This is a genomic window from Desulfobacter sp. (assembly GCA_028768545.1).
In the GTDB taxonomy this organism is placed as follows: Bacteria; Desulfobacterota; Desulfobacteria; order Desulfobacterales; family Desulfobacteraceae; genus Desulfobacter.
Genome location: CP054838.1, coordinates 4,075,129 through 4,098,194, shown reverse-complemented (window position 1 = coordinate 4,098,194; position 23,066 = coordinate 4,075,129). Strand labels below are relative to the sequence as shown.

Below are 23,066 nucleotides of genomic sequence, written 5' to 3'. Positions count from 1 at the left end.
CGGCATCTGTGAGCAGAACCCGGCGGCCGATGCGGTCAAAGAGTTTTAAGTCCAGTTCTTGTTCCAGCCAGGGCTTTGATCTGGGCTGAAACAGACGACTGGGCCATGTAAAGCGCTTTGGACGCCCGGGTAAAGCTGAGCAGATCTGCCACGGTTATGAATGTTTTAAGCTGCCTGATTTCCATGATCCTCCTTTGATCGCTTCTGCCGATCCAGACCATCTAAATAAATCGTTGGATTCGATCGTACAATTATATTAATCGGTATATCTAATGGTTGAAAGTGAGCATACAGACAAATTCTATTTTTAAAAAGGAGAAAAAATGTTTTCAGAACAACAGGCCCAGGCCTTTCAGGCCTTTTTGCAAAGTGCAAAGGACAATCGGATCCTGGATGACAAAACAACCCGTCTGATTTATCTGGCCTCTGCAATGGCTGTGGGCTGCTACCCCTGAATGGGCCACTGCCTTAGCGATGCTAGGGAACACCAGATCAGTGATAAAGAGATTGGGGCGGCAAGGGCCATTGTCATGGCGGTGTGCGCAGGACGGGTGAATGCCCAGTTCAAGGATGCCACAGAAGGGTAAAAAAAGAGAGCAGATCCTGGCAACTGAGTTTTCATTCGGCCAGGATCTGCCAAAATTTAGCCGCCTAGTTTGCTTACGCTTGCAGAAAACACACAGGTTCCTTCGGGAAGAAGCCCTGGCGTTCTTTTGCAAAGCCCTGATATCCCATGGGATAAATCCTGTATTTTTGAAAACCCTTGCAATTGAGCTTAAAATCAGTTTATTTTCAATGTGGATCTGCCATTACAATCCATTAAAAGGTGACAATCAATATGGATGAATCAAAACAGAAAATAGCCTTGTTCATAGACGCAGATAATGCGCCTGCGTCCAAGTTTGAAGATGTGCTCAGTGAAGTTGCAAAATACGGGGTGGTAACCATACGAAAGGCATATGGAAACTGGAAAAATCCCACCTTGAAATCCTGGGAAGAGCTGCTGCACGAATATGCGATTCAGCCCATTCAGCAGTATGACCTGACAAAGGGGAAGAACGCCTCGGATATTGCCCTTGTCATTGATGCCATGGATGTCATGTACACCAAAGATATTGATGTCATGTGTTTTGTCTCCTCAGATTGTGATTTTACCCCCATGGTGACCCGGGCCCTGGCCGAGGGTAAGGTTGTCTTAGGATTTGGTGAGCGCAAGGCGCCTTCCCCGTTTGTGAATGCCTGTTCCAAATTTTTATTTTTAGATCAGCACCCCGAACCCAACGGCGCCATCCAAAAAACATCGAAAAATCTTAAGTCTGATACCAAACTGATCAATTTATTGCGCAAGGCCATTGAATCCACAGAAGAGGACAGCGGCTGGGCAGCACTCGGGCCGGTGGGCTCCCACATTTCCAATAAAACCTCTTTTGACACCAGAAATTACGGGTATAAAAATTTGAGCAGCCTTTTAAAGGCCATTGATTTGTTTGAACTCAAGCGGGGCCCGGGCAATTCATTTTTAGTCAGGGATGCCCGGAAGAAAAAATCAAACTAGTTTATCGGTGCCCAGCTTTTTTTCCCTTTTTTATCACATTCAAGATTGTGATAAAGACCGGTTTTATCCATGACATTGGCCAGAATCTCTGCCCTGGCAAATCCATTCAAAAGGCAACGATTGCCAGCGGCCTTAGATGGTTTCAAAGACCTGTGAGTTGACAAGGGCAAAACCAAATCGTGTTCAAATCCAAGACATTCTGTCATTTAAATGAAAAATGTGATAATACCCTTTTTTTTGTATACATAAATACGTCTTGCTGATTTAACAGTGACGTTTTTTTTAAACAATTAGGAGGTTTTTTTATTATGTTGAAAAAAAGTATAATGGCTGTTTTGATCCTGTTCATGTTCGTGCCCAGTGCATTTTCAAAAACGGTTATCACCGTTGCCACTGACGCCACATGGCCCCCAATGGAGTATATTAACAAAGACAAGGCCATCACAGGCTTTAATCCCGAACTATTGGCTGCCATGGAAAAAGTCAGCGACATTAAATTTGAAATCAAGAATACGGCCTGGGACGGTATTTTTGCAGGTCTTGCTGCGGGTAAATATGACATGGTTGCATCCTCTGTTTCCATTACCGAGGTTCGCAAAAAAGTAATGAGTTTCAGCGATCCCTATTTTGAAGTTAAACAGGGGGTGATCACAAAAAAAACAGTCAAGATTAAATCTAAAGCAGATCTGGAAGGCAAAAAAGCCGGTGCCCAAATCGGGACCACAGGGTTTTTGGTGACCCGAAAAATTAAAGGGGTTACCATGAAATCCTACGACGAAATCGGTCTTGCCGTGGAAGATCTGTTTAACGGAAGAATCGATGCCGTTGTTTGTGATGATGCGGTTGCAGCGGATTACGCTCTTACAAACGAACAATATTCTAAGGATTTGACCCTTGCCTTTCTGCTGGAATCTGACACGCCTGAATATCTGGGATTTGCCTTTAAAAAAGGAAAATCCAAAGACAAATTGGCCCTGGTGAATGAGGCCTTGAAAAAGGTAAAAGCATCCGGGGAATACGATAGAATCTTTAAAAAATGGTTATAGTGGATTAAGAGATGCGAATGCCCCGGTTTTTTGATGCCGGGGCATTTGTTTTTGTTAAACAAGAAAATTTAGATCAAAATTTGTAATGATTGGAGTGCACGATGGCAGACAAGAATCATCCCATTAACATAGAAGTCGGTGACGGTGCAGCCATCCCTGTCAAAAAAGACAAGGGGTTGGTCAATGCATGGTCCATATCCTTTATTGGCGCCATTGGCTGTATTATTTATTTGTGCATGAGCGACCCGGACATGTATTGGGAAGTTTTAAAATTTCTGCCGGACGGCGTATTGGTCACCTTCCAGGTCACCATTGCTTCCATTATTTTGTCTCTGATCATAGGCCTTTTCACAGGCCTTGGACGTATTTCAGAGAACAAAATAATCAACACCATTGCATCAACCTATGTTGAGATTGTCCGGGGGATTCCCCTGTTGGTTCAGCTCTTTTACATCTATTACGCCCTGGGACGATTTGAGTTTTTACAAATTTCAGAACTGCCGTCGGCCATCATTGCCATGGGTATTTGTTATGGTGCCTATATGGGAGAGGTCTTCAGAGCCGGTATTATTTCCATTGACAAAGGTCAGGGGGAGGCGGCCCGGTCTCTTGGGTTTAACAAAACCCAGACCATGTTCATGGTGATTTTACCCCAGTCATGGAAAACCATTCTTCCGCCTGTGGGCAATGAATTTATTGCCCTTTTAAAAGACAGCTCCCTTGTTTCCATACTGGCCGTTGCCGATATATTAAGACGCGGGCGTGAGTATGCAAGCGTGACCTTCAGTTATTTTGAAGCCTATACCATGGTGGCGCTGGTATATCTTGTGATCACCCTTATTTTATCCAAAGCGGTCAGCAAAATGGAAGAAAGGTTAAATTATTATGAAGGATACTAAGGCCATTATTCAGATTCACGAGGTTTATAAATACTTTGGTAAATTATGCGCCTTAAATAAAATCAACCTTGATATTGCACCGGGTGAGAAGGTGGTTGTTATCGGTCCTTCCGGTTCGGGTAAATCAACCATGCTGCGATCGATTAACCGCCTGGAAAAAATAGACAAGGGGCAAATTATCATTGACGGCAAAGATATCAATGATAAAAGCAACGACATCAATGCCATTCGCCAGGAACTTGGAATGGTCTTTCAAAGTTTTAATCTTTTTCCCCACAAAACCGTGCTGGGAAATCTCATGATGGCGCCCATGAAACTTAAAAAGCTGCCAAAGGCCCAAGCCGAAAAAATTGCCATGGAGCTGCTGCACAAAGTCGGGATCTCTGACAAGGCATATGTATATCCCAAAATGCTCTCAGGAGGTCAGCAGCAGCGGGTGGCCATTGCCAGGGCCCTGGCAATGAATCCCAAAATCATGCTCTTTGACGAGCCCACCTCTGCCCTTGACCCGGAAATGATCGGTGAAGTCCTGGATGTTATGGTAAATCTTGCCAAAGAGGGGATGACCATGGTTTGTGTCACCCATGAAATGGGGTTTGCAAGGGAAGTTGCCGATAAAGTGATTTTTATGGATAAGGGCAAAATCATTGAAATCGGGACCCCTGAGCATTTTTTCAACGCGCCTGAAAATGACAGGACCAAATTGTTTTTATCCCAGATTTTATAATTGCTTGTGGCTGAAAACTGATCATCAGAGTTAAACCCTCGATCAGGACTTTGGTCTATAACATGCCCGCTTTCGTTAACATGACCGCGTTCGTTCTGAGTGCCTTGGAGGGGAACCCTTTCTAAGCTTTAGAACCTTGGGCCATACTATCCGGATGTATCGGGTTGCTGGTTATCAAGCTGATCCTGGATGGCGTTTTGAAGGGTGTGATCTGAATCGTCAAAAAGCCGGATGACCGTTTTATGGATTGAGATGATATTCTCCTTTTGCTCCAAGGCTTTTTCCAGTTTTATAATCTGCTTGTTCAGGGCTTGTTTTTCAATTTGATCGGTTCTGATCTGTTTGGTCAGGGTTTGTTTTTCTATCTGATCGGATTTAATCTGATCGTTCAAGAGTCGTTCACATTGGTTTAATTCGTTGAGGTGATTGTTGCTGACCGTATTAAATTGAGCATTGGAAATGCATCCGGCCTGGAGTGCTAAAACGCTAAAACAAACTAACCACTTCAGTTGATTCTTCACTTGTCTCTCCATAAAAAATTACATCCTCTTGTACCGCTGTTGTTCAGGACAGCGGTTTTCGTTCAAGCGTTTTACAGGATTTAACACCGCGGCCCCCCCCCCCTCTGGATCGCCCGGTGTTTTGAGTGTGCTTTTTTTAAAATTTTTTTGTAAAAAAGTCCAAGGCTTTGGGATGGGGCTTAAAAGAACCTTTAACAAATCACTTGACGTGTAACTATCCGTATTATATAAGTATCAGCTTGTCCGGTCTCTGGAGCTGATTGACCTTTTATAATAAATTTAGGTAAATATATTATAATTTTTTTTCATAATTGCAAGGCTTAAAAGATCCATGACATCCAACCTGTTTAATTTAGTACCATCCGGCATTAATCCTGATAAAAGATCTCTTAAGTCCTATATTCACAAAACATTATTGGTCAGGCTTTTTATCGCAGGCTCACTGGTTTCTCTTGTTCTTGCCTTCACTGTCTTTTTTTTTGAATTTCAACGGTTGGGCCAGGTGGTCAACAACCGGGCAGGGGAGATTGCCGCCCGGTTTAATGATGAAATTCAGGGGGACTTGGGTACGCCGCCGCTCACCAAAACAGATGAGCTTCAAAATAAACTCAAGATGCTTTCAAGCATCGGCAAGTTGGACCTGGGGATAGGCAATCTTATCTATACGGGAATCTATGATCTTGAGGGCAGTGCCATTGTTTTGGAAAAAGACCCTGAAACAGGCTATGTAAAAGAGGTGGACGCCGTCATGGGGTCTCTGGGAGAACAGGTTCCGGCTGGCACCACCCAAGTCTCCAAATTTAGATATATTCATGGAAGTCCGCATATTCAGCTCACATTTTTACTTAAAAATGATAAGGGGCAGCAGGCAGCCATTTTAAGCGGGATGTTTGCCGTGTCCGCTGCTGCAAAAAATCAGGTTGTTGATCGTATTACACGGACCTGTCTGCAGACCATTGGGATTGTTTTGCTCACCACCATGATACTTTACCCGATTATCATCACCTTGATCAACCGATTGTCCCAGCAGGCCAATGATCTTTTGGAAGCCAATATTGAAACTTTGGAGGTGCTTGGGAGCGCAATTGCCAAACGGGACAGTGACACCGATATCCACAATTACCGCGTCACGATATACTCGGTCAGACTGGCCGAGGCAATGGGGCTGAGCCAAAGCTTGATTCGTACCCTGATAAAGGGGGCCTTTCTTCACGATGTGGGTAAAATTGGAATTTCCGACAATATTCTCTTAAAACCTGGCAAATTAACAGAGGATGAATTTGAGTCCATGAAACGCCACGTGAATTACGGTCTTGAAATTGTTGCCAGATCCACTTGGCTGAAAGATGCAGCAGACGTTGTAAAATATCATCATGAAAAGTTCATTGGCGGCGGTTATCCCTATGGGATTAAAAGCGACTCTATTCCGGTCATTGCACGAATTTTTGCCATTGCAGATGTCTTTGATTCAATCACTTCAGAAAGACCCTATAAAAAAGCCATGCCGTTCAAAGAAGCCATGGAGATTATTGCTGAGGGCCGCGGGACTCATTTTGATCCCTCTCTGGTTGATATTTTTAATACCATTGCGTTTTCATTGTATGAAAATGTGGCGGGATGTCCGGATGAGGCCCTGCGTGAGAACCTTGAATCCATTACACGGCAGTATTGTTCAGAAGAGACCTGGCTGTCCACCTAACACTGGAGCAGTCCTATCAGAATGCCGGCTTGTCCTCTGGTGTCATGGCTGAACAGTACTCGGGTTGGATATCCAATGGTGGTGACCTTTTTTAAGTCATCCCCGGTGCCTGAGCACCGGGGATCAGCCCCTTAGAATTTCAGGTCATTGAAAACCACAGGTATTTTTGTCTTTAAATCCTTGAGCAGAGGGATCATCAAGCCGACCATCTGGGGGTGGGAGGTCTTTGCACAGCGCAGGGCAAAAATATGGCGCCATTCTCTGATATTGGCCTTGACCACGATTTCTGTTTTCATGCTGTTGGGCAGGATTTCCCTGGCGGCCTGTGCCTTCCATTTGGCGTCAATCAGGGTTTTATACTCTGATTCGGCCCTTGCCATGGACTTGAGCCAGATCTCGTCTCCAACGGGCAGGTCTTTGGGCAGATCCAGGTGATTGGGGTCCCATTGTCCTATCAGGCGGTCGTCCGACCAGACCGGACGGATAAAGGCAATGTCCTTGTCATACTTGACATACCGGGTGGATTCCTGGGCAAAACTGCACATCCGGTGCCGGACCAGTTCATGGGTGACCCCCCGGTTGGTGGTCAATTTGACAATGATGTCCCCGAATTCAATCATGGCATGGTGGTTGTTGCGGATCAGCATATCCACAAATTTCCCCGCGGAATCCTGGGTGATCCTGGTTTCGGATTTGTAACAGGTCCTGCCGGCCTTTTCCAGTATTTCAAGGCAGTCATGGGGAAGGTTTAAAATTTCGTGGTTTTGTTCAATGATATTCATGGGTCACTTTTAAGGCAGCCTCAGCCTGTGAAAGGTTCACAGGCTGTTGTCTGTTTTTAAGTATGGTTGTTGTGGAGGACCTTTACTTGACTAAAGGCACGGTAAGTCCGCCGTCCATGATAAAAAGAACAGATGCCTCTTTGCCTTTTTCCGCAATGGCCTGATCAAGGGCCGTCTGAAGATCGGAAAAAGGGGTGATAAATAATTTTGAAATCACATCCGGCTCAACGTCCGTGACCCCCCACATCTGTGCCCAAAGCCCTATTTCAGCCATTTTAGCGGCCTTGTGATATCCTAACACATAGCCTTTTTCAATTTTTTCAAGTGCAGCCTTGGGCGTGTCGCAGGAGCCTAGAAGATCTGCAAAGGCCTTGCCGCCGATGCCGCAGCGGCACTTGGCCACAAGAATCATGATCCCGTTTTTTTTCAGGGCCAGCTTGGCATTGTCAATGCCCTTTTGGGCCTGGTAAAGGTCAATATCCTGGGGAAATTTTACCACAGAGACCACAATGTCGGCCTTTTGGTCAAGCTTGGCTGCAAATACCTCGTTGGCACGGTCAATGGCGGCATGGAAAGAATCGTTGATGTGCCCTGAACAGGTGGCATAGACTTTATGATGCTTGTCCAGCACCGTCATGATGGAAAAGATTTCCTGTTTTACGGTTTTGATGGCATCGATCATGTCTTCATGGACCGGGTTATTCTCCAGGGCCAGGGCCTTTGCCTCGGGTACCAGGGCCAGCTTATGGTTCTGTTCAATGGTCTTGTATCCGGCAATGCCCGGGAGAAATGATTTTCTGCCACCGGTATACCCTGCAAAATAATGGGGTTCCACCGAAGAGATAATAATGAATTTATCCGCCTCCACCCCGGCTCGGTTGACATACATCTCAGTCCCGTTGGAAGATTTGCCGATCAGGACCTGGTCTTCTTCTTTTCTGGCATCGTGGACAATGATTCTGTCTTTGATTTTTTCATAATAAGCACCGAAGATCTGGAGATACTCTTCTTCACTGGGCCCTCTGTGGGCGCCTGTGGCAATGATGAAGTTGAACCGGGTTTTGCTTAAATCATCGAAAATAACGTCCAGCACCTTTTGGGTGGGGGTGGGTCTTGTGGCATCATTGACAATGACCAGCACCTTTTTGGCGTCGGATAAAAACGATTTGAAATGTTTGGAATTGATGGGATTTAAGATGGAATCTTCAATGGTCTTGTCTTCATCCTGGATATCCACATCATTGGCTTCCAGAAAGCTGACATTGATTGCATCATCCAGATGGGCTGACATTGACCCCTCTTTTCCGTACGGGACCGTAATCTTCATGAATTCTCCTTTAGCGTATATGGCCCATGCTGTTTAATTGATCCATAAAGGTGTCGATTTCCGCCTGGAACAAGGTTTTATCCCCGGCAGGGATCTGAACCAAATGGATCCGATCCGGATTGATCTCCAGCTTTTCCATGGTTTGTTTCATGTTTTTAACCAGGTTTTTTGCCTTTAAATTGCCGTCATGCTGGCAGTCTCTGTCCGGGCAGCAGGCCACAAGCACCCCCCAGGCCCCGGTGAGGAAGGGGGCCATCAGAAGCTGGGCTTCAAGTCTGCCTCCGCACATATTCACCAGAATTTCATAGTCTTTGTCATGGGTTTCTGATTCGGGCAGCCGGGATGCCATAAGGTCCGGATAATAGGACCAGTTGCAGGCAAAGACAATGGCTTTGGCAGAGACATGTGAACTGAGAAAGGCCGCAGCCTTTTCCGTGAGTTCTGTTCTGGACACCCCGAAGGTGTTTTCAATGGTGGCAGCCCCTGCAGGGCAGACCTCGACACAGATGCCGCAGGCCTGGCACTTGGCAGGATCCGTGACAATGCCGTCTTCACCAATGGATCTTGCCTCATGGGGACAAGCCCCTACACAGAGCAGGCATCTGGCACAGTTCATATGGGTGACCGAAGTGGTGCCCGGACCCTTGAATCCCATGGCAGAAAGATCTTTTTTAGCGTCGGTAAAGATTTCAGTCAAAGGAACCCCTGATGAACAGGCGGCCTCGCATCGTTTACAATAAAAACAATTGAACAGTTTTTCCGCAGCCTGGGGGGTGAGATCCACCTTGCCGGATAAAAGACCGAATGCCGTGATGATTTTTGCCCTGGGGGCATCAGACTCCCAGCCCGTATGCTTGAACATGGGACAATGCTCAAAACAATATCCGCATCTGATACAGCTGGCAAGAGTGCCTTCCCATTTTTTTAAATGTTCAAAATTCTTTTCCATGTATACCCCTCTTGGTTAGCTCTCTACAGAGTATCTAAGGTCTGTTGCCGTTACCCAGTTGTCCGGGGCCTGCATGAGTTTGCCCGGATTGAGAATATTATAGGGATCCAAAGCCTGTTTAATGGTGGCCAGCATATCAATTGAATCTGCCTTTTCAACTTTAAACGATTCTGCCTTGGACAGGCCGATGCCGTGTTCTGCAGACGTGGTGCCGTTGACCGACCTTACAAATTCATAGATTTCGGTAATGGCGGCCCTGGCCGATGCCCACTGGTCTTCTCGTTTGGTGTCCATGAGTATCTTGGTGTGCATGCACCCGGATCCGCAATGGCCGTAAGCGGTCATGACAATATTATTTTTTTTGGCCACCTCGTGGATTTTGGCCGCCATGTCCGCCATCCTTGAGTAGGGCACGGCCATGTCATCTGCAAGGGAGGTGGAGGACAGGTTGTCGTCATACTTGGACAGGGCAGGGAAGAGTTTTTTGCGGCCCATGAAAATCTTGGCCCGCTCCTTGGGATCGTAGCTTGAGATGATATCCTTGCCGTGGTGGCTTTCACAGATTTTTTTCATCTTGTTGATTTCATAGTCCACCGCCTCTTTGACCTGGCCGTCTGCCTCGAAAATCAGGGCGGCTTCCACCTCTTTGAGCCCAAGATTCATGGTTTTGTTCACTGCCTTGATGGCCACGGAATCCACAAGTTCGAGCATGGAGGGAATGGTGCCCGAGGCCATGATCGAGCCGATGGCTTCTCCGGCATCTTTAAGCGAGTCAAAATTGGCCACGCCCATGCATCTATACTCGGGAATGGGAACAAAGCTCAGGGTGGCTTCCACCACCACTCCTAGAGTGCCTTCCGAGCCCACCATGAGTTTGTGAAGCTGGTATCCCGAGGCCTCAACCCTTGTATGGGCCCCTAAACTGACAAGGTCTCCCGAGGGGAGCACCACCTTCATGCCCATGACCGCATCCCGGGTGGCCCCGTATTTGACCGACCTGACACCCGAGGCATTGTTGGCAATCTCTCCGCCGATTGTGGCAATCCTGGAAGAGGCCGGTGTGGGCGGATAAAATACCCCGTAAGGTTTCAGGGCCAGGTTCAGGTCATCATCCACCACTCCGGGCTCCACCCGGCAGTATACATCAGGCAGGTTGATTTCCAGGATTCGGTTCATGCCTTTCATGTCCAGTACAATGCCCCCGTTGACCGGAACGGTCTGTCCGCACATGCCCGAGCCGCCCCCCCTGGGGATGACCGGAATACCATCCTGGTTGGCATAGACCATGATTTTTTGAACCTGGGAGGTGTTTTCAGGTTTGACAACCACCCATGGCATGGCATGGTGAACAGAGGCGTCTGACCCGTATACATACAAGTCAGACGGATCTGACTTGATGTTTTTTTCTCCTACAATTTCCCTTAATCTGGGTTCATCAACCGTTTTCATTTAAAATCCCCTTTTGATGAATAAATGCCGAATTTATCGTCGTTTACAGAGATAACCTTTTCATACTTCCACAAGTTATTGAAAATTTCAATCCCATTTTCCTTTGTCTGTATTATAAGTGTTTGCTTGTTAAGTCCGTTGTTCTCCCGGGGGCATTGCTGCCGTTATCAGTTGATGTCTGGACATATTAAGGGTGAAGGGGGTGACCGGGCAGTTTTTGATAAAGCCTTGGCAAAAATATACTGAAAATAATCCTTGCAAAACAATCTCCATCCTTGGCAAACCTTTCACCAGGGGGTATACTTGTTTCGTTTTAGGAAAGTTTTAAAAAAAACGGTTTGTTCTGTTACGGGTTTCTAAATATTGAGGATGATTTAATGACATATACCATAGAGTTTTTACCCCATGAAAATATTGTCCAAGTTGAAGAAAACGAAAGCCTGATCCGTGCGGCCATGGAAGCCGGTGTTCATATCAACGCCTCATGTGGAGGCAGCGGGGTCTGCGGCAAATGCCTGGTCCTGATTGAACAAGGAGAGGTTAAAGGCGGGATTTCAGAACATCTTTCCCAGGAAGATCAGGACCAGGGGTATCGGCTGGCCTGCATTTCCCAGGTTGTTTCGGATCTGGTGGTCAGGGTGCCTGTGGAATCTGAGATGGAAACAAGCCGTCTTAACCAGCAGGCCAATGCCCGGCATACGGCCCGGGCCATGCATACGGATATGGATGTCCTCAAGGAGAACGGGCTGTTTATTCCGCCGGTGGAAAAAATTTATCTGGAAATGGATCCGGCCGCTGAAGGAGATAACCAGGCAGATGTGGCAAGGATAATAAATCATCTTCGTCTTAACCATGATGAACACAGGCTGAGAATGGATCTGGGACTGATCCGCCGTGTGCCTGATATCATCCGGGAGCAGGATTTTAAAGTTACGGCCACCATTGTAAGGCCCGTGCGCCGAGACGGGAAAAACAGAATTATTAATATTGAGGCCGGGGACACAAGCCAGAGAAATTTTGCCATTGCCGTGGATATCGGCACCACAACCGTGTACGGTCAGGTTCTGGACCTTCAATCAGGAACGGTTTTAGGCGAACACGGGGAGTTTAACGGCCAGATCTCCTATGGGGAGGATGTGATCTCCAGAATTATGTTTGCGGAAAAAGGAGACGGCCTGGATGTTTTAAGCAGAAAAGTGATTGAAACCATCAACAAGGTCATTGGGAAAATCGTTAAAAAGGCCGGCATTGACAGGCAGGAGGTCTCCACCATCACCCTGGCAGGCAACTCCACCATGACCCAGCTGCTTTTGAAAATTAATCCCAGCTATATCAGAAAAGATCCCTATGTGCCGGCTTCCATCATGTATCCCCCCTGCCTGGCCCAGGAGATCGACCTGGATCTGCCCGACCATACCATTGCCCTGATTTATCCCGGGGTCTCCTCCTATGTGGGTGGGGATATTATTGCCGGGGTCATGGCATCGGGCATGTATCTTTCGTCTGAACTGACCCTTTATATGGATATCGGGACCAATGCCGAGATCGTTATCGGCCACCAGGACTGGATGGTCTGTACGGCTGCTTCGGCAGGTCCTGCATTTGAAGGGGGCGGGGTCAAGTTCGGCATGCGGGCATCCAAAGGGGCGATTGAAGATTTTTCCATTGATCCTGAGACCTATGACCCCATGATTATCACCGTGGGCAATGTCAAGGCAAAGGGCATCTGCGGTTCAGGCCTTATTACCCTGGCAGCCAAACTTCTGGAAGCCGGGGTCATTGACTCCAGGGGCAAGTTCAACCAGGATTTGGACACCCCGAGAATCCGGCAGACGGATGATATTTGGGAATATGTGATTGTGGACAGGGAAAATACCCAGATTGACCGGGATATTACCATTACCGAGCCGGATCTGGATAATCTTATCCGGGCCAAGGGGGCCATGTATTCGGCGGCCCTGACCCTGCTTGAAGAGATCGGCCTGGGTATTCAGGATGTGGAACGAATTATTTTGGCAGGCGGTTTCGGCTCGTATGTGGATTTGGAAAGTGCCATCACCATAGGACTTTTACCCGAGATTGAACCGGACAAGGTCACCTATCTGGGCAATGGCTCACTTCTGGGATGCAAGATCAATTGCCTGACCAACTCTCTGAGACGGAATGTGACCGATGTGGTCAACATGATGACCAATTTTGAGTTGGCCACCACCCCCTCTTATATGGACCATTATATGGGAGCGCTTTTTATGCCCCATACCGAGCTTAACTATTTTCCCAAGATTAAGGCCAGGCTGGAGGCCTTGCGAAAATGAATATGAAGGGCTTGGGATATGTCAGAGAAATTGAGGTGGAAAAACCGGTCCTGGGAAACAATATTTCAGACAGCCAGCGTCTTGAGATGGCCCTGGAAAAGGCCTTGGGACAGGCGCAAGCAGGCCGGGTCCACGCCTGTCCTGTGCATATCCCCTGGCACCTGCTTAAACATCTGCCCTCCCGCCTCAGACAATGGGGATTTAAGGCCCGTGCCGTGGTGTTCCGGGACAGGCGCTCCTGGCGGCTGGTGGATCTTTTACCCCCGGACCATGACCGGCCCGTGCTCGGGGCGGCCATTGATCTTGGCACCACCCGGATTGTGATCCGTCTGGTGGACCTGGAGACAGGCCAGACCCTGGGGGAACAGGGGTTTGACAATCCCCAGGCCAAAATTGGCCCGGATGTGCTGGCCCGGATTCATCACTCCAATACGCCGGGCGGGCTTGAAGAACTCCAGGCCCTTGTGGTCCAGGGGGTGAATCATCATCTGGGCCTGCTTTCCAGGGAAATCGGATCCAGCCCCAATGATATTTTTTTGGTGGCAGGTGCCGGCAATACCGCCATGACCCATTTGTTTTTGGGGATTGAATCCTTTGAAATTATCAAAGAACCTTATATTCCCTGCGTCAATATCCCGGATACCACAGAGGCTGCCTCCCTTGGCCTTGAGATTCGTCCTTCTGGTCTGGCCTTTTTATTCCCCAATATCGGGTCCTATTTTGGGGGGGATTTGCTGGCCGGTATTGTTTTTGCCGATCTGGATAAAAAGCAGGATCCCTGCCTGGTGGTGGATGTGGGCACCAATGCCGAAATTGTGGTGGGATCCAAGGACTGGCTCATTGCCTGTGCCGGGGCAGCAGGACCTGCCCTGGAAGGCGGGGTGAGCAAGATGGGCATGACCGCAGGACCCGGGGTCATTGACCGGGTGTTCATTGATCCTGACACCCGGAAGGTCCAGGTGCATACCATTGAAGAAAAGCCCCCTGTGGGCATCTGCGGATCAGGCATGATTGACCTGGCTGCCGCCCTTTTTCTCTCCGGCATGATTGATATCCGGGGTAAGTTTGATCCTGAAATCTGCCAGGACCGTCTGATCGTTCAAGAAGAGGTTCCAACCTTTGTCCTGGTCAAGGCTGAAAGTTCAGGCACAGGCCGTCCCATCTGCCTTACCCAGGTGGATCTCAACTCTTTGACCTCTTCCAAGGCTGCCATGTACACCATCTTGGAGGTGATTGTTAAAAATACCTCAGGCCTTGAATTTGAGGATCTGAACACCTTTTATGTGGCCGGCACCTTTGGATCGTTCATCAACCCTGAATCGGCCATCTCCATCGGCATGCTTCCGGACCTGGACAGGTCCGTGTTCAAGGTCCTGGGCAACTCTTCTCTGGGCGGGGCCGCTCTCATGCTCACCGATCCGGACGTGTTTCCCAGGGTCATGGCCATCAGGGAGACCATCACCTATATTGAGCTCAACGTGAACCAGGAATTCATGAACATGTTTTCAGGGGCCAAGTTCTACCCCCATACAGACAGGTCTCGATTTCCTTCGGTGCCCTGATCTGCTCGGATGATCCGGGTTAATTTAGGAAGGCATTTTTTGTCAGGGGATCTATTCTGTTAAACCTTTGATCCCCTCTGGCAGGTGCGGTCAGAAATTTATGCTAAAAAAAATGCAGTGATGTCCGGTTAGGTTTTTGCTTGCTCAATAATTTTTTGATCTTTGACAATATTGTCCCTGTTTGAACTATGAGAGCCCTGCTCCTCGCAGCCAAACAGGTCATTTAGAATGGTGGTTCGCAGCTGCCGAACTCTTTTGATCGTGACCTTTTCATTAAACTGTTTTTGGCAATGGATTGCCAGTAACAGGTAAGTGATAAGGCCGCCAAGAATCTGAACCATAAGGCCGTATTCACTGCGGGCAATGAGATGATATACCTTCAGATGTTCTTTCCACCATTTGAAAAAATCCTCAATGGTCCACCGGAGTTTATAAATTGTTGCTATTTGTTCCGCTGTTAAATCATGCCTGTCAGTTGCCACATAGTATTTGACGCCAGCAATTTTATAGCCAACAACCCGAACAGGCCTTTTCGTCTGGTTTTGATTCGGAGTACCAAGTTTAACCAGTGCATCATAAAAAATGTAGCTGTCGGAAGGGGTCTCGTGGTTATCAATAATTGTTCTTGTTGTCCTGGTTTTTATACGGCAGACAAAATGTTTGCCTTGCTCCTGAAGCAGGTCAAATTCTTTATGGGATTGATATCCACGATCCATAACACCTGTTTGCCCCTTGGAAAGTATTTTGGGAACAAAAGTGCGTTCAGCGCCGTTGCCTTCAGTCAAAAAGATTTTGTTTGGGATTCCGTGATTAATGTCAAATCCGCAATGTACTTTGGCTTTTTTACTTCCTTTTCTGTAGTTCGCCCAGTGCATTGAAAGGACTGCATTTATGAGACTACCGTCAATGGAAACCAACTCTCCTAACTCGGCGTGTTCACCCGGATGACACTCAAGAGCCTGTTTATAAAGATCCTCAAAGATAAATTGCAGTTGTTCGAGTCCCCTGTGATTGATGGCTTCACAGAAACTACTACGGCTGATACCACCGTCTGGCGCAATATTTTCTTTAGCAAAAACATTCTCCTTGAGATCCTGAATTAAATGTCGGGCAGACTTGTGCTCCTGAAGATGGAAATAAACCAAAGCATTTATCTGGTCTTCGAATGTCATTTTTAAAGGGCGGTCTCCTCGAGATTGTAATTCCGGTGCTTTTGAAAGTGACTTTATCAGAGGGCACCTGAAATTGTCAAAGTTCAGGGACCGTAGTTGTTTTTTAGGGACTGAGATGTGCGTCATTTGAGCTCCTTGAGTTAAATTTTCAAGGCGCACAAAAATTTTTACGCACATTTGTCAACACAAAACAGACTGTTTTTTCAATGATTTTAGATGCTTTTTATATGCAACAACCTAACCGGACACTACTGAAAAAAAATGGACAGTTGAATTTTATTGATGATTCAGGTTTGATTTTTAAATTAATTTAGCAGGGTATGATTTTTCCCCTTGCATTCAGGACCCGGGTAAGGATAATCTTCAGTTTTTTTACCGTTGAGCCCCAAAAATTCGAATCACAGACAAGATGCTGTGGCTTTGAAATGTTGGCTGAAACTGATAAAAATATTCATGCACATGTCGACATTTGTTAAAAATGAAACGAATGCCAGAATCGCATTGATGAATTTAAATGATTGCAGGGAATTAAATGGTTGTCAGGCTAATACTCATCACCTTTCTTTTAGTCACCTCATTGGGGATGTTGAGAGGGCGTTCAAAATTCTGTGTCAGTTGAATCAAAGCTGATATACTCAGCTAAATAAGGAGAACTGACATGACCGAAGACAACACCGAATTTGATTTTCAAAAAGCTCTTAAAGGTATTCAGGAAGGTAAACCCTTCACAGGTAAGGGCGGCGTCCTTACATCATTAATCAAAAATCTTGCTGAAGCTGCTCTTGAAGGATAGTTGGAGTCCCATCTCGGGCAGGAAGTTTCTGCCAACCGCCGTAATGGAAAAAGCAAAAAGACCATTAAATCCCTGGATGGTAAATTTGAGCTGGAAACCCCGCGTGACAGGGCCGGAACCTTCTCTCCACAGATCGTCAAAAAACATCAGACAACGCTCAGCGATGAAATTGAAAGAAAGATAATAGCCCTTTACGGCCTGGGCATGAGTTATAATGATATGGCTTCCCATTTACAGGAAATCTATGGACTTGAGATTTCAAATGCCACTCTGAGCACCATTACCGATAAAATCATCCATACCGTCAAAGAATGGCAGGCCAGGCCGTTGGAAAATGTGTACCCAATCGTATGGCTTGATGCCATACATTATAAAGTACGAGAAAACGGAAAGGTCGGCAGCAAAGCCGTTTACACAATTCTTGGGGTGAATATCGAGGGCCGCAAAGAGGTTCTTGGGCTGTACATATCCGAGAATGAGGGTGCGAACTTCTGGCTGCAGGTGTTAACAGACCTTTCAAACCGAGGGGTAAAAGATATCCTGATTGCCTGTGTTGATGGTCTAAAAGGTTTTCCCGAGGCCATTGAGACCATATTCCCGGACACAGAAGTTCAACTCTGCGTAGTCCACCAGATCCGAAATTCATTGAAATACGTTGGTTCCAAAAATAAAAAGGAATTTATGGCAGATCTAAAACGTGTTTATAAAGCGGTCAATAAGGATCTGGCCGAAGAAGAACTGGATATCTTGGAAAATAAATGGAATGACAAATACCCGATTGTGATAAAATCCTGGCGGAACAACTGGGAGCGCCTCAGTCATTTCTTTAAATATCCAGAAGAGATCCGACGGATAATATACACCACAAATACCATTGAGGCTGTGCATCGACAGTTTCGAAAACTGACCAAAACAAAGGGATCGTTTCCTAACCAGGACAGCCTGTTAAAGCTGCTTTACATGGGGATCCAGAACGCCAGTAAGAAATGGACAATGCCGGTTCAAAACTGGTCACTGACAATTTCCCAGTTGGCAATTTTCTTTGAAGGCCGGCTGGATAAAGAGCTGGGAATTTGATAGGGATTTATTTACAGATGGAAAAGATGGTTCCAGGAACTCCACTCCAGCAAAAGTCAACTCCTCCGACGTGGCTGATTGAAGGCCCATTCTCGGACCTGACTTTTACTTCCGCTGGCGCTGAGGCAGATCCGGGAACCGAAACCGTGACACAGAATTCTGAACATTCCCGAATTGCCTCCTTCTCTTCTTGATTTGAGACAACTATTTTTTTTATCATCTCAATTGAAGAATCTACAACATTTTTAAACACTTTATTTTTCTCTTTTCGATCAGCCAATATCTCCAGGCATGTTACTAAACTTAAAAATTTTAACGCTCTGTTTTGGTTTGAAAACGCATTCATATATGCTTTTGCCGCCAGTCTTGCTTTTTCGTCCGGATGATCAATCCTCGTATTTCTTGAGAAGTTAACGGCCTGACTGAATAAATTAGATTTTATAGATTTATTTACCCTACCCAAAAAGGCCCCTGTATCAATAATTTTTTTTGTTCTGAAACAATAATTGGGTTCAGTATGTGTGCTACTCCATCAATAAGAATAAGTCCCTCTTTTTTATCTGCCTCCCATCCTGCTCGAACGCCATCTTCCCAGCTTTTTAGGAAATGACCAAATGGTTCCATGAGCTCTATTAAAGAATCTTCAAAGTAAATTGCAATATCACTCTCAATTGACAAATAAAGAAAGATTCTCTTCAGTTCATTAAAAGCCTCGACAGCCTTCTCATAAGATGAAAAAATTGACAATTTGAGGATATCTAAATCTTTTCTTTCTACTGCTTTTATTTCAATCCTTGTGGAAAAATGATGGCTTAGTTGTAGGATCAAACTTTCTATATCCAGAGGTTCAACTCCATCAAGAACTGAAAACGGAAAATATAATGAAAAATTATTTTCACCTCTCCCTTTTGTAATTGGCTTCATTGAAGAAATCTCCTTTGAGATCACGTCCAACCAGATTCATGAGTTATTCTTATTTCCACAATGGCAACATAAGCCAGGCTGTTCTTTAAGTCCATAGCTTTTCCAACAATCCATTCAGTCCAATACATCATTTTCCACTCCTCTGTCAGGCCATTAATTCATCAGGAAAACCCTGGATGAGCTTTTTAATTTTGTGTTTTTTTATCATTGCCCGGATGGGTAACCTATTCTTTTTATACTTGCTTTTTTGAGCAGGGTAAGGATATCCTCCAATCATAGCGTTCAGCATCACCTTGGATAAAATAGTATAATTTTTAAAAAATGGAGTTAAAATGAATAGAATCTCATTTGCCCTATTGCTTGCTATTTGTCTTTCAACGACTCAGGGGTATGCTTGGGGGTGGAAAAAAACGACTGATCCTGACGATGTAATGAATTTTTTAAACAGTAAAGCACCGTATCACCAAACGATAACAGAGGCCGAGATTACGGCGGTCAATCACGGTGGTTATTTAGAATTTCTTGTTTTTTACTGTTCAACCAATACAGGAAAAGCAACCGGTGGATGGGGATGGAAAAAGGCCACTGACCCGAATGATATTAAAAATTTTCTCGGGGGTATCGGGGCCTACAAGCATCCGGTCAAAGAGGCCAAAGTGGTTGCTGTGAAAAAGAAAACATATACAGAATTCTATGTGTTTTATAAAAGAGCGTTAAAAAAGCCTGGGCTACACCCGAAAATAATCAAAAAACAATGAGTGCGGGTCGTATGAGCAAAATCCCCTGACAGATTTAATCCTTTAGAAAATTGGGCTGAAACACCTTATTTTTTTAAAATTCAGGTTGTATCATCACCCCTATTTTCCAATGGGGGTGATGATCATGGGATGAGGCATCAGTGTTTTTTATGCGCAGCTTTTAAAATCTTGAGGCATCGAACATTTTTGCAGATGAATGAACACCTTCACAAAGCATTGGGTGACTATGTTAAAACCAGCCGTATTCTTTAACAAAATTAATGATTCAAAAAAAAGGTATTCAGCCGATCACTTATGATAATTGCCGCTGTTTCCATGCTGTTCATGGGGCTCAAGGATGCAGCTTTTGCCTGGGACATTCAAAAAATCATTCTCCATACCAGTGTCCGAAATCAAGTCATGGATAAAATCACCCGAGAGATATTCAATCGCATCAACCTTGAGTATTCCATAGAGGAGTATCCGTGGAAGCGGGTGATTTCCAATATGAAAAATGGTAAAGGCGACGGTGTACCATTCATATACTTCAGAAAAGAACGCGCTGAATTTTTGGAATATATCGAGTCTGTCATTACCACAGGACTCGCGGTCTATTTTTCAGCGGACAAACAGGCGCCAGCGGTTTTTTCTTTTTTTTCAGATCTGAAACCCTATACCATTGGCTTGGTTAGCGGTTATCGACATTGTGAAGATTTTGAAAATGCAATTGACAGGTATGAGATTAAAACAGATTATGCTGCAACGATTGAACTGAACTTTAAAAAATTAGCTGTGGGCCGTTTTGACTGCTTTGTCGAATCAGAAATTTTAATAGCGCCGCTTCTTATTTCAGGAACAATCGATAAAACAAAATTTAAAGTGGTTCCCAACGATTTTTGCCAAGACAAGTTTTATTTCGCATTTTCAAAACAATCACCCGCGCGAGCGGTGATTCCAAGAATAAATAAGGTGATCCGGGAAATGAAAACAGATGGAACAATAGCCCGGATCATGGGACGTGAATAATCTTTTTGCCCTGTCCATCATGGTCAATCTTCTCGCGGGTTAGCGATCTGTCTTAGTACCTTTATTAGATTATCATCCCTTTCCTATGGTGATCCGTAAAAAGGCTTATGAATATACCAAAATTGCCACAGACCGGTGCTGTGACCTTAACGATATATTTTTTATAGGCATGATCTGGCCGTGGGAAAATCAAGGGGGTAAAACGGTTGACACAAAGTATACATAGATATATATCACATTGATATATGTTTGGGATTGGCAAAATTCGATTGTCAGTTGCTGGCAAACGATTTTTTTATCAAAATTTCATGTGCAAGGAGAAAAAGATGGCAGCGCAAATTTATCATCGGCTTCGGGAGCAAATGGACCAGTATTCAACGGGATTTCCAGCCAGCAAGTCCGGGGTGGAATTAAAGATTCTGGAAAAATTGTTCACTATAGAGGATGCTGAAATATACCTGGATCTTTCCATGCTTTTAGAAGCGCCCGAAGCCTTTGCCCAAAGAACCCATCGCCCTTTGGAAGAGAGTGCTGAAAAATTAGAGGCCATGGCAAAGCGGGGACTGCTTTTCCGCCATGTCAAGGACGGGAATAAACGGTATTCTGCGATTCCTTTTGTTATCGGATCCTATGAGTTTCAGCTGGGGCGCATGGACAAAGAATTTGCCGAGCTGACTGACAGGTACATGGAAGAGGTCTTTTTGGAGGGCATGGCAGACAATGTGGTGCCCCTGAGAACCATTCCCGTAGGCAAGTCCGTGAACGTGGTCAATCAGGTGGCGGCCTACGAGGATGCCAAGGCCATTATCAGCGGGAAAGATAAAATTGCCGTGGCCAACTGCATCTGCCGGACTCAGCAGGGACTTCTTGATAAGGGGTGTGACAAGCCTAAAGAGGTCTGCATGATGTTCGGTTCCCACGCGGATTACTATGTGGAAAATAAAATGGGCCGTTATATCGGTAAACAAGAGGCATTTGCCATTCTGGAAAAATGCGAAGCCGCCGGGCTGGTGAATCAGCCGGCCAATATGGTGAACCCCGGAGGCATGTGCAACTGCTGTGGAGACTGTTGCGGTGTACTTCGTGCGCTCAACCGTCAACCCAATCCCGGAGATTTGGTTTATAACCGCTACTGGGCAGCGGTTGACCCGGAAGCCTGCTCCGGATGCGAAATTTGCCTGGACCGGTGCCAGATGAATGCCATTGAATTTGAAGAAACCGCAAGGGTGGATACGGCACGGTGTATTGGATGCGGCCTTTGCGTCACCACCTGTCCTGTGGACGCAATCGGGCTGGAGGAAAAGCCCAAAAACCGCCATACGCCGCCTCCGGCAAGCGGCCAGGAGCTTATGTCCATTACGGCTCAAAAAAGGGGAACCTCTTTGGTTCCCCTTAAAATGTAATAGTCTGGCCGCCTTTGGATGGGGGGCCAATGTTTGATCCTCCTGTTCAATGGGACAGGAGGATATGTTCCTGTTTGACGCTAAGGTGTTTTATCGCTTTTTGTTTAAAAAAGAGTTTAAGAAATTTAAAGCCTTGGGGATAAAATGATTGAGATGATGCTGCTCGGATTTCTCATGGATGGAGAGAAAACTGGTTATGAGATTAAAAAATATATGGAAAACAGTACTCACTATTTTTTCAATATCGGGTTCAGCAGCATTTATCCCAAATTTAAAAAATTGGAAGCCCAGGGCAGGGTCCGGCTGAGCCAGAAGGTTAAAAATGGAAAACTCAACAAGGTATATGCCTTGACGGATGAAGGGGAAAAAGCCTTTCTGGACTGGCTGGAAATCACCCCAAAAATAGAGCGTATCCGGGACGAGGCCCTGCTCAAGGTTTTCTTTTTTGATCATCTTGAAGACAGTAAAATAAAGGCACAGCTCAAGGTGCATACCCAGGAATTAAAGGATCAGGTACAGGCCCTTGAGGCGATTCAAGAGCGGTTTTCCCACTATGATATGGAGCCGTGGAAAAAGAACACCTTGGCATTTGGAATCCGGTATTATCATTTTTTGGCCCAAAGCTTTCGTGACATGCTTTCAACGCTCCCCCCGGGTGAACGCTGATGGATGTCACGCATTGGGTGACGTTTTTTTTACCATGATCCCGGGCAAATCATCAGGAAATAAAATTAGTCTTGACTTTTGTTGCGTGGATTTGTAGCAAGGAGGAACATATTTATCTGGTGCCTGACGGCTTAATAGGGAATTTCGTGAGAATCGGAAACGGGCCCGCCGCTGTGATCGGGGACATCTGCTGGAGATAGGCCACTGTTATTATAATGGGAAGGCGCAGCAGGTGGATGATCCGAGAGTCAGAAGACCTGCCGGATAATGCATATGGAAACCGTGCGCGGCACGACGGTGACCAGTTTGATCTTAAGGATAAAAAAGGGACATCCCTGGATCGTAAGTTTTGCGGTTTGGGGATTTTTTATTTTAAAATTCTGGATTCGGCCGCAGAGGAAAAAGGCTTGACCGGCTTTTTTTTCATGATGATTCAG

At 45.9% G+C, this 23,066-nt stretch carries 20 protein-coding genes, 1 pseudogene and 1 riboswitch; of the genes and pseudogenes, 12 read left to right on the top strand and 9 right to left on the bottom strand.

Annotated elements, in window-relative coordinates; all coding sequences use genetic code 11:
* Window positions 1–35: 35 nt before the first annotated feature.
* Window positions 36–185: a LysR family transcriptional regulator gene (locus tag HUN05_19815; GenBank protein ID WDP87097.1), complete on the bottom strand. Its 150-nt coding sequence runs from the start codon at window positions 183–185 to the stop codon at window positions 36–38.
* Between the two features lie 653 nt (window positions 186–838).
* Here HUN05_19815 and HUN05_19810 point away from each other — a divergent pair.
* The 4 genes from HUN05_19810 to HUN05_19795 all read left to right on the top strand — a co-directional run bounded on the left by HUN05_19810 (window position 839) and on the right by HUN05_19795 (window position 4,227).
* Entirely contained in the window at window positions 839–1,555 is a 717-nt protein-coding gene (locus HUN05_19810) for an NYN domain-containing protein (protein ID WDP87096.1), read from the top strand.
* Window positions 1,556–1,863: 308 nt separating this feature from the next.
* Window positions 1,864–2,601 carry a basic amino acid ABC transporter substrate-binding protein gene (locus HUN05_19805; GenBank protein WDP87095.1) on the top strand — a complete coding sequence of 246 codons (738 nt, stop codon included), beginning with the start codon at window positions 1,864–1,866 and terminating at the stop codon, window positions 2,599–2,601.
* Window positions 2,602–2,702: 101 nt separating this feature from the next.
* On the top strand, window positions 2,703–3,500 hold the full coding sequence (locus HUN05_19800; protein ID WDP87094.1) for an amino acid ABC transporter permease: 798 nt from the start codon (window positions 2,703–2,705) through the stop codon (window positions 3,498–3,500).
* Window positions 3,487–4,227, top strand: coding sequence for an amino acid ABC transporter ATP-binding protein (locus HUN05_19795; protein WDP87093.1), 741 nt, complete (start codon window positions 3,487–3,489; stop codon window positions 4,225–4,227). The genes HUN05_19800 and HUN05_19795 overlap by 14 nt, the downstream gene beginning before the upstream one ends.
* Before the next feature lie 146 nt (window positions 4,228–4,373).
* Here the strand turns inward: HUN05_19795 and HUN05_19790 are convergent, their stop codons facing one another.
* Complete coding sequence (locus HUN05_19790; protein WDP87092.1) at window positions 4,374–4,619, bottom strand: hypothetical protein; 246 nt, start codon at window positions 4,617–4,619, stop codon at window positions 4,374–4,376.
* A 460-nt stretch (window positions 4,620–5,079) separates the two neighbouring features.
* Here HUN05_19790 and HUN05_19785 point away from each other — a divergent pair, with 460 nt between their 5' ends.
* On the top strand, window positions 5,080–6,447 hold the full coding sequence (locus HUN05_19785; GenBank protein WDP87091.1) for an HD domain-containing protein: 1,368 nt from the start codon (window positions 5,080–5,082) through the stop codon (window positions 6,445–6,447).
* Window positions 6,448–6,578: 131 nt separating this feature from the next.
* On the opposite strand, the gene thyX is transcribed toward HUN05_19785, so the two are convergent.
* The 4 genes from thyX to HUN05_19765 form a co-directional block, all read right to left on the bottom strand.
* Complete coding sequence (thyX, locus tag HUN05_19780; GenBank protein WDP87090.1) at window positions 6,579–7,229, bottom strand: FAD-dependent thymidylate synthase; 651 nt, start codon at window positions 7,227–7,229, stop codon at window positions 6,579–6,581.
* 82 nt (window positions 7,230–7,311) lie between these two features.
* Window positions 7,312–8,556, bottom strand: coding sequence for a nickel-dependent lactate racemase (gene larA / locus HUN05_19775; protein WDP87089.1), 1,245 nt, complete (start codon window positions 8,554–8,556; stop codon window positions 7,312–7,314).
* 10 nt (window positions 8,557–8,566) lie between these two features.
* On the bottom strand, window positions 8,567–9,505 hold the full coding sequence (locus tag HUN05_19770; protein WDP87088.1) for a hydrogenase iron-sulfur subunit: 939 nt from the start codon (window positions 9,503–9,505) through the stop codon (window positions 8,567–8,569).
* 15 nt (window positions 9,506–9,520) lie between these two features.
* Window positions 9,521–10,954, bottom strand: coding sequence for an FAD-binding protein (locus tag HUN05_19765; protein ID WDP87087.1), 1,434 nt, complete (start codon window positions 10,952–10,954; stop codon window positions 9,521–9,523).
* Window positions 10,955–11,331: 377 nt separating this feature from the next.
* Here HUN05_19765 and HUN05_19760 point away from each other — a divergent pair, with 377 nt between their 5' ends.
* Window positions 11,332–13,269 (top strand): DUF4445 domain-containing protein, encoded by a 1,938-nt coding sequence (locus HUN05_19760; GenBank protein ID WDP87086.1) that lies wholly within the window; start codon window positions 11,332–11,334, stop codon window positions 13,267–13,269.
* Window positions 13,270–13,271: 2 nt separating this feature from the next.
* A complete protein-coding gene (locus tag HUN05_19755) occupies window positions 13,272–14,831 on the top strand; it encodes a DUF4445 domain-containing protein (GenBank protein ID WDP88153.1) in 1,560 nt (519 codons plus the stop codon).
* Window positions 14,832–14,959: 128 nt separating this feature from the next.
* Here the strand turns inward: HUN05_19755 and HUN05_19750 are convergent, their stop codons facing one another.
* Window positions 14,960–16,129: an IS4 family transposase gene (locus HUN05_19750; protein ID WDP88152.1), complete on the bottom strand. Its 1,170-nt coding sequence runs from the start codon at window positions 16,127–16,129 to the stop codon at window positions 14,960–14,962.
* A gap of 532 nt (window positions 16,130–16,661) precedes the next feature.
* Between HUN05_19750 and HUN05_19745 the strand changes: the two are divergent.
* Window positions 16,662–17,873: pseudogene (locus HUN05_19745) on the top strand (IS256 family transposase).
* Window positions 17,874–17,880: 7 nt separating this feature from the next.
* Here the strand turns inward: HUN05_19745 and HUN05_19740 are convergent.
* Window positions 17,881–18,336, bottom strand: coding sequence for a hypothetical protein (locus HUN05_19740; protein WDP87085.1), 456 nt, complete (start codon window positions 18,334–18,336; stop codon window positions 17,881–17,883).
* The gene (locus HUN05_19735; GenBank protein WDP87084.1) at window positions 18,324–18,797 is read right to left on the bottom strand and encodes a hypothetical protein; all 474 of its coding nucleotides are present in this window, start codon (window positions 18,795–18,797) and stop codon (window positions 18,324–18,326) included. The genes HUN05_19740 and HUN05_19735 overlap by 13 nt, the downstream gene beginning before the upstream one ends.
* A 332-nt stretch (window positions 18,798–19,129) precedes the next feature.
* Here HUN05_19735 and HUN05_19730 point away from each other — a divergent pair, with 332 nt between their 5' ends.
* The 4 genes from HUN05_19730 (at window position 19,130) to HUN05_19715 (ending at window position 22,629) form a co-directional block, all read left to right on the top strand.
* The gene (locus tag HUN05_19730; GenBank protein ID WDP87083.1) at window positions 19,130–19,555 is read left to right on the top strand and encodes a hypothetical protein; all 426 of its coding nucleotides are present in this window, start codon (window positions 19,130–19,132) and stop codon (window positions 19,553–19,555) included.
* A gap of 315 nt (window positions 19,556–19,870) precedes the next feature.
* Window positions 19,871–20,560 carry a transporter substrate-binding domain-containing protein gene (locus tag HUN05_19725; GenBank protein ID WDP87082.1) on the top strand — a complete coding sequence of 230 codons (690 nt, stop codon included), beginning with the start codon at window positions 19,871–19,873 and terminating at the stop codon, window positions 20,558–20,560.
* A gap of 326 nt (window positions 20,561–20,886) precedes the next feature.
* Window positions 20,887–21,963 carry a 4Fe-4S dicluster domain-containing protein gene (locus tag HUN05_19720; protein WDP87081.1) on the top strand — a complete coding sequence of 359 codons (1,077 nt, stop codon included), beginning with the start codon at window positions 20,887–20,889 and terminating at the stop codon, window positions 21,961–21,963.
* Between the two features lie 144 nt (window positions 21,964–22,107).
* Window positions 22,108–22,629, top strand: coding sequence for a PadR family transcriptional regulator (locus HUN05_19715; GenBank protein WDP87080.1), 522 nt, complete (start codon window positions 22,108–22,110; stop codon window positions 22,627–22,629).
* Window positions 22,630–22,729: 100 nt separating this feature from the next.
* A riboswitch (cobalamin riboswitch) is annotated at window positions 22,730–22,909 on the top strand.
* The last annotated feature ends 157 nt before the right edge of the window (window positions 22,910–23,066 follow it).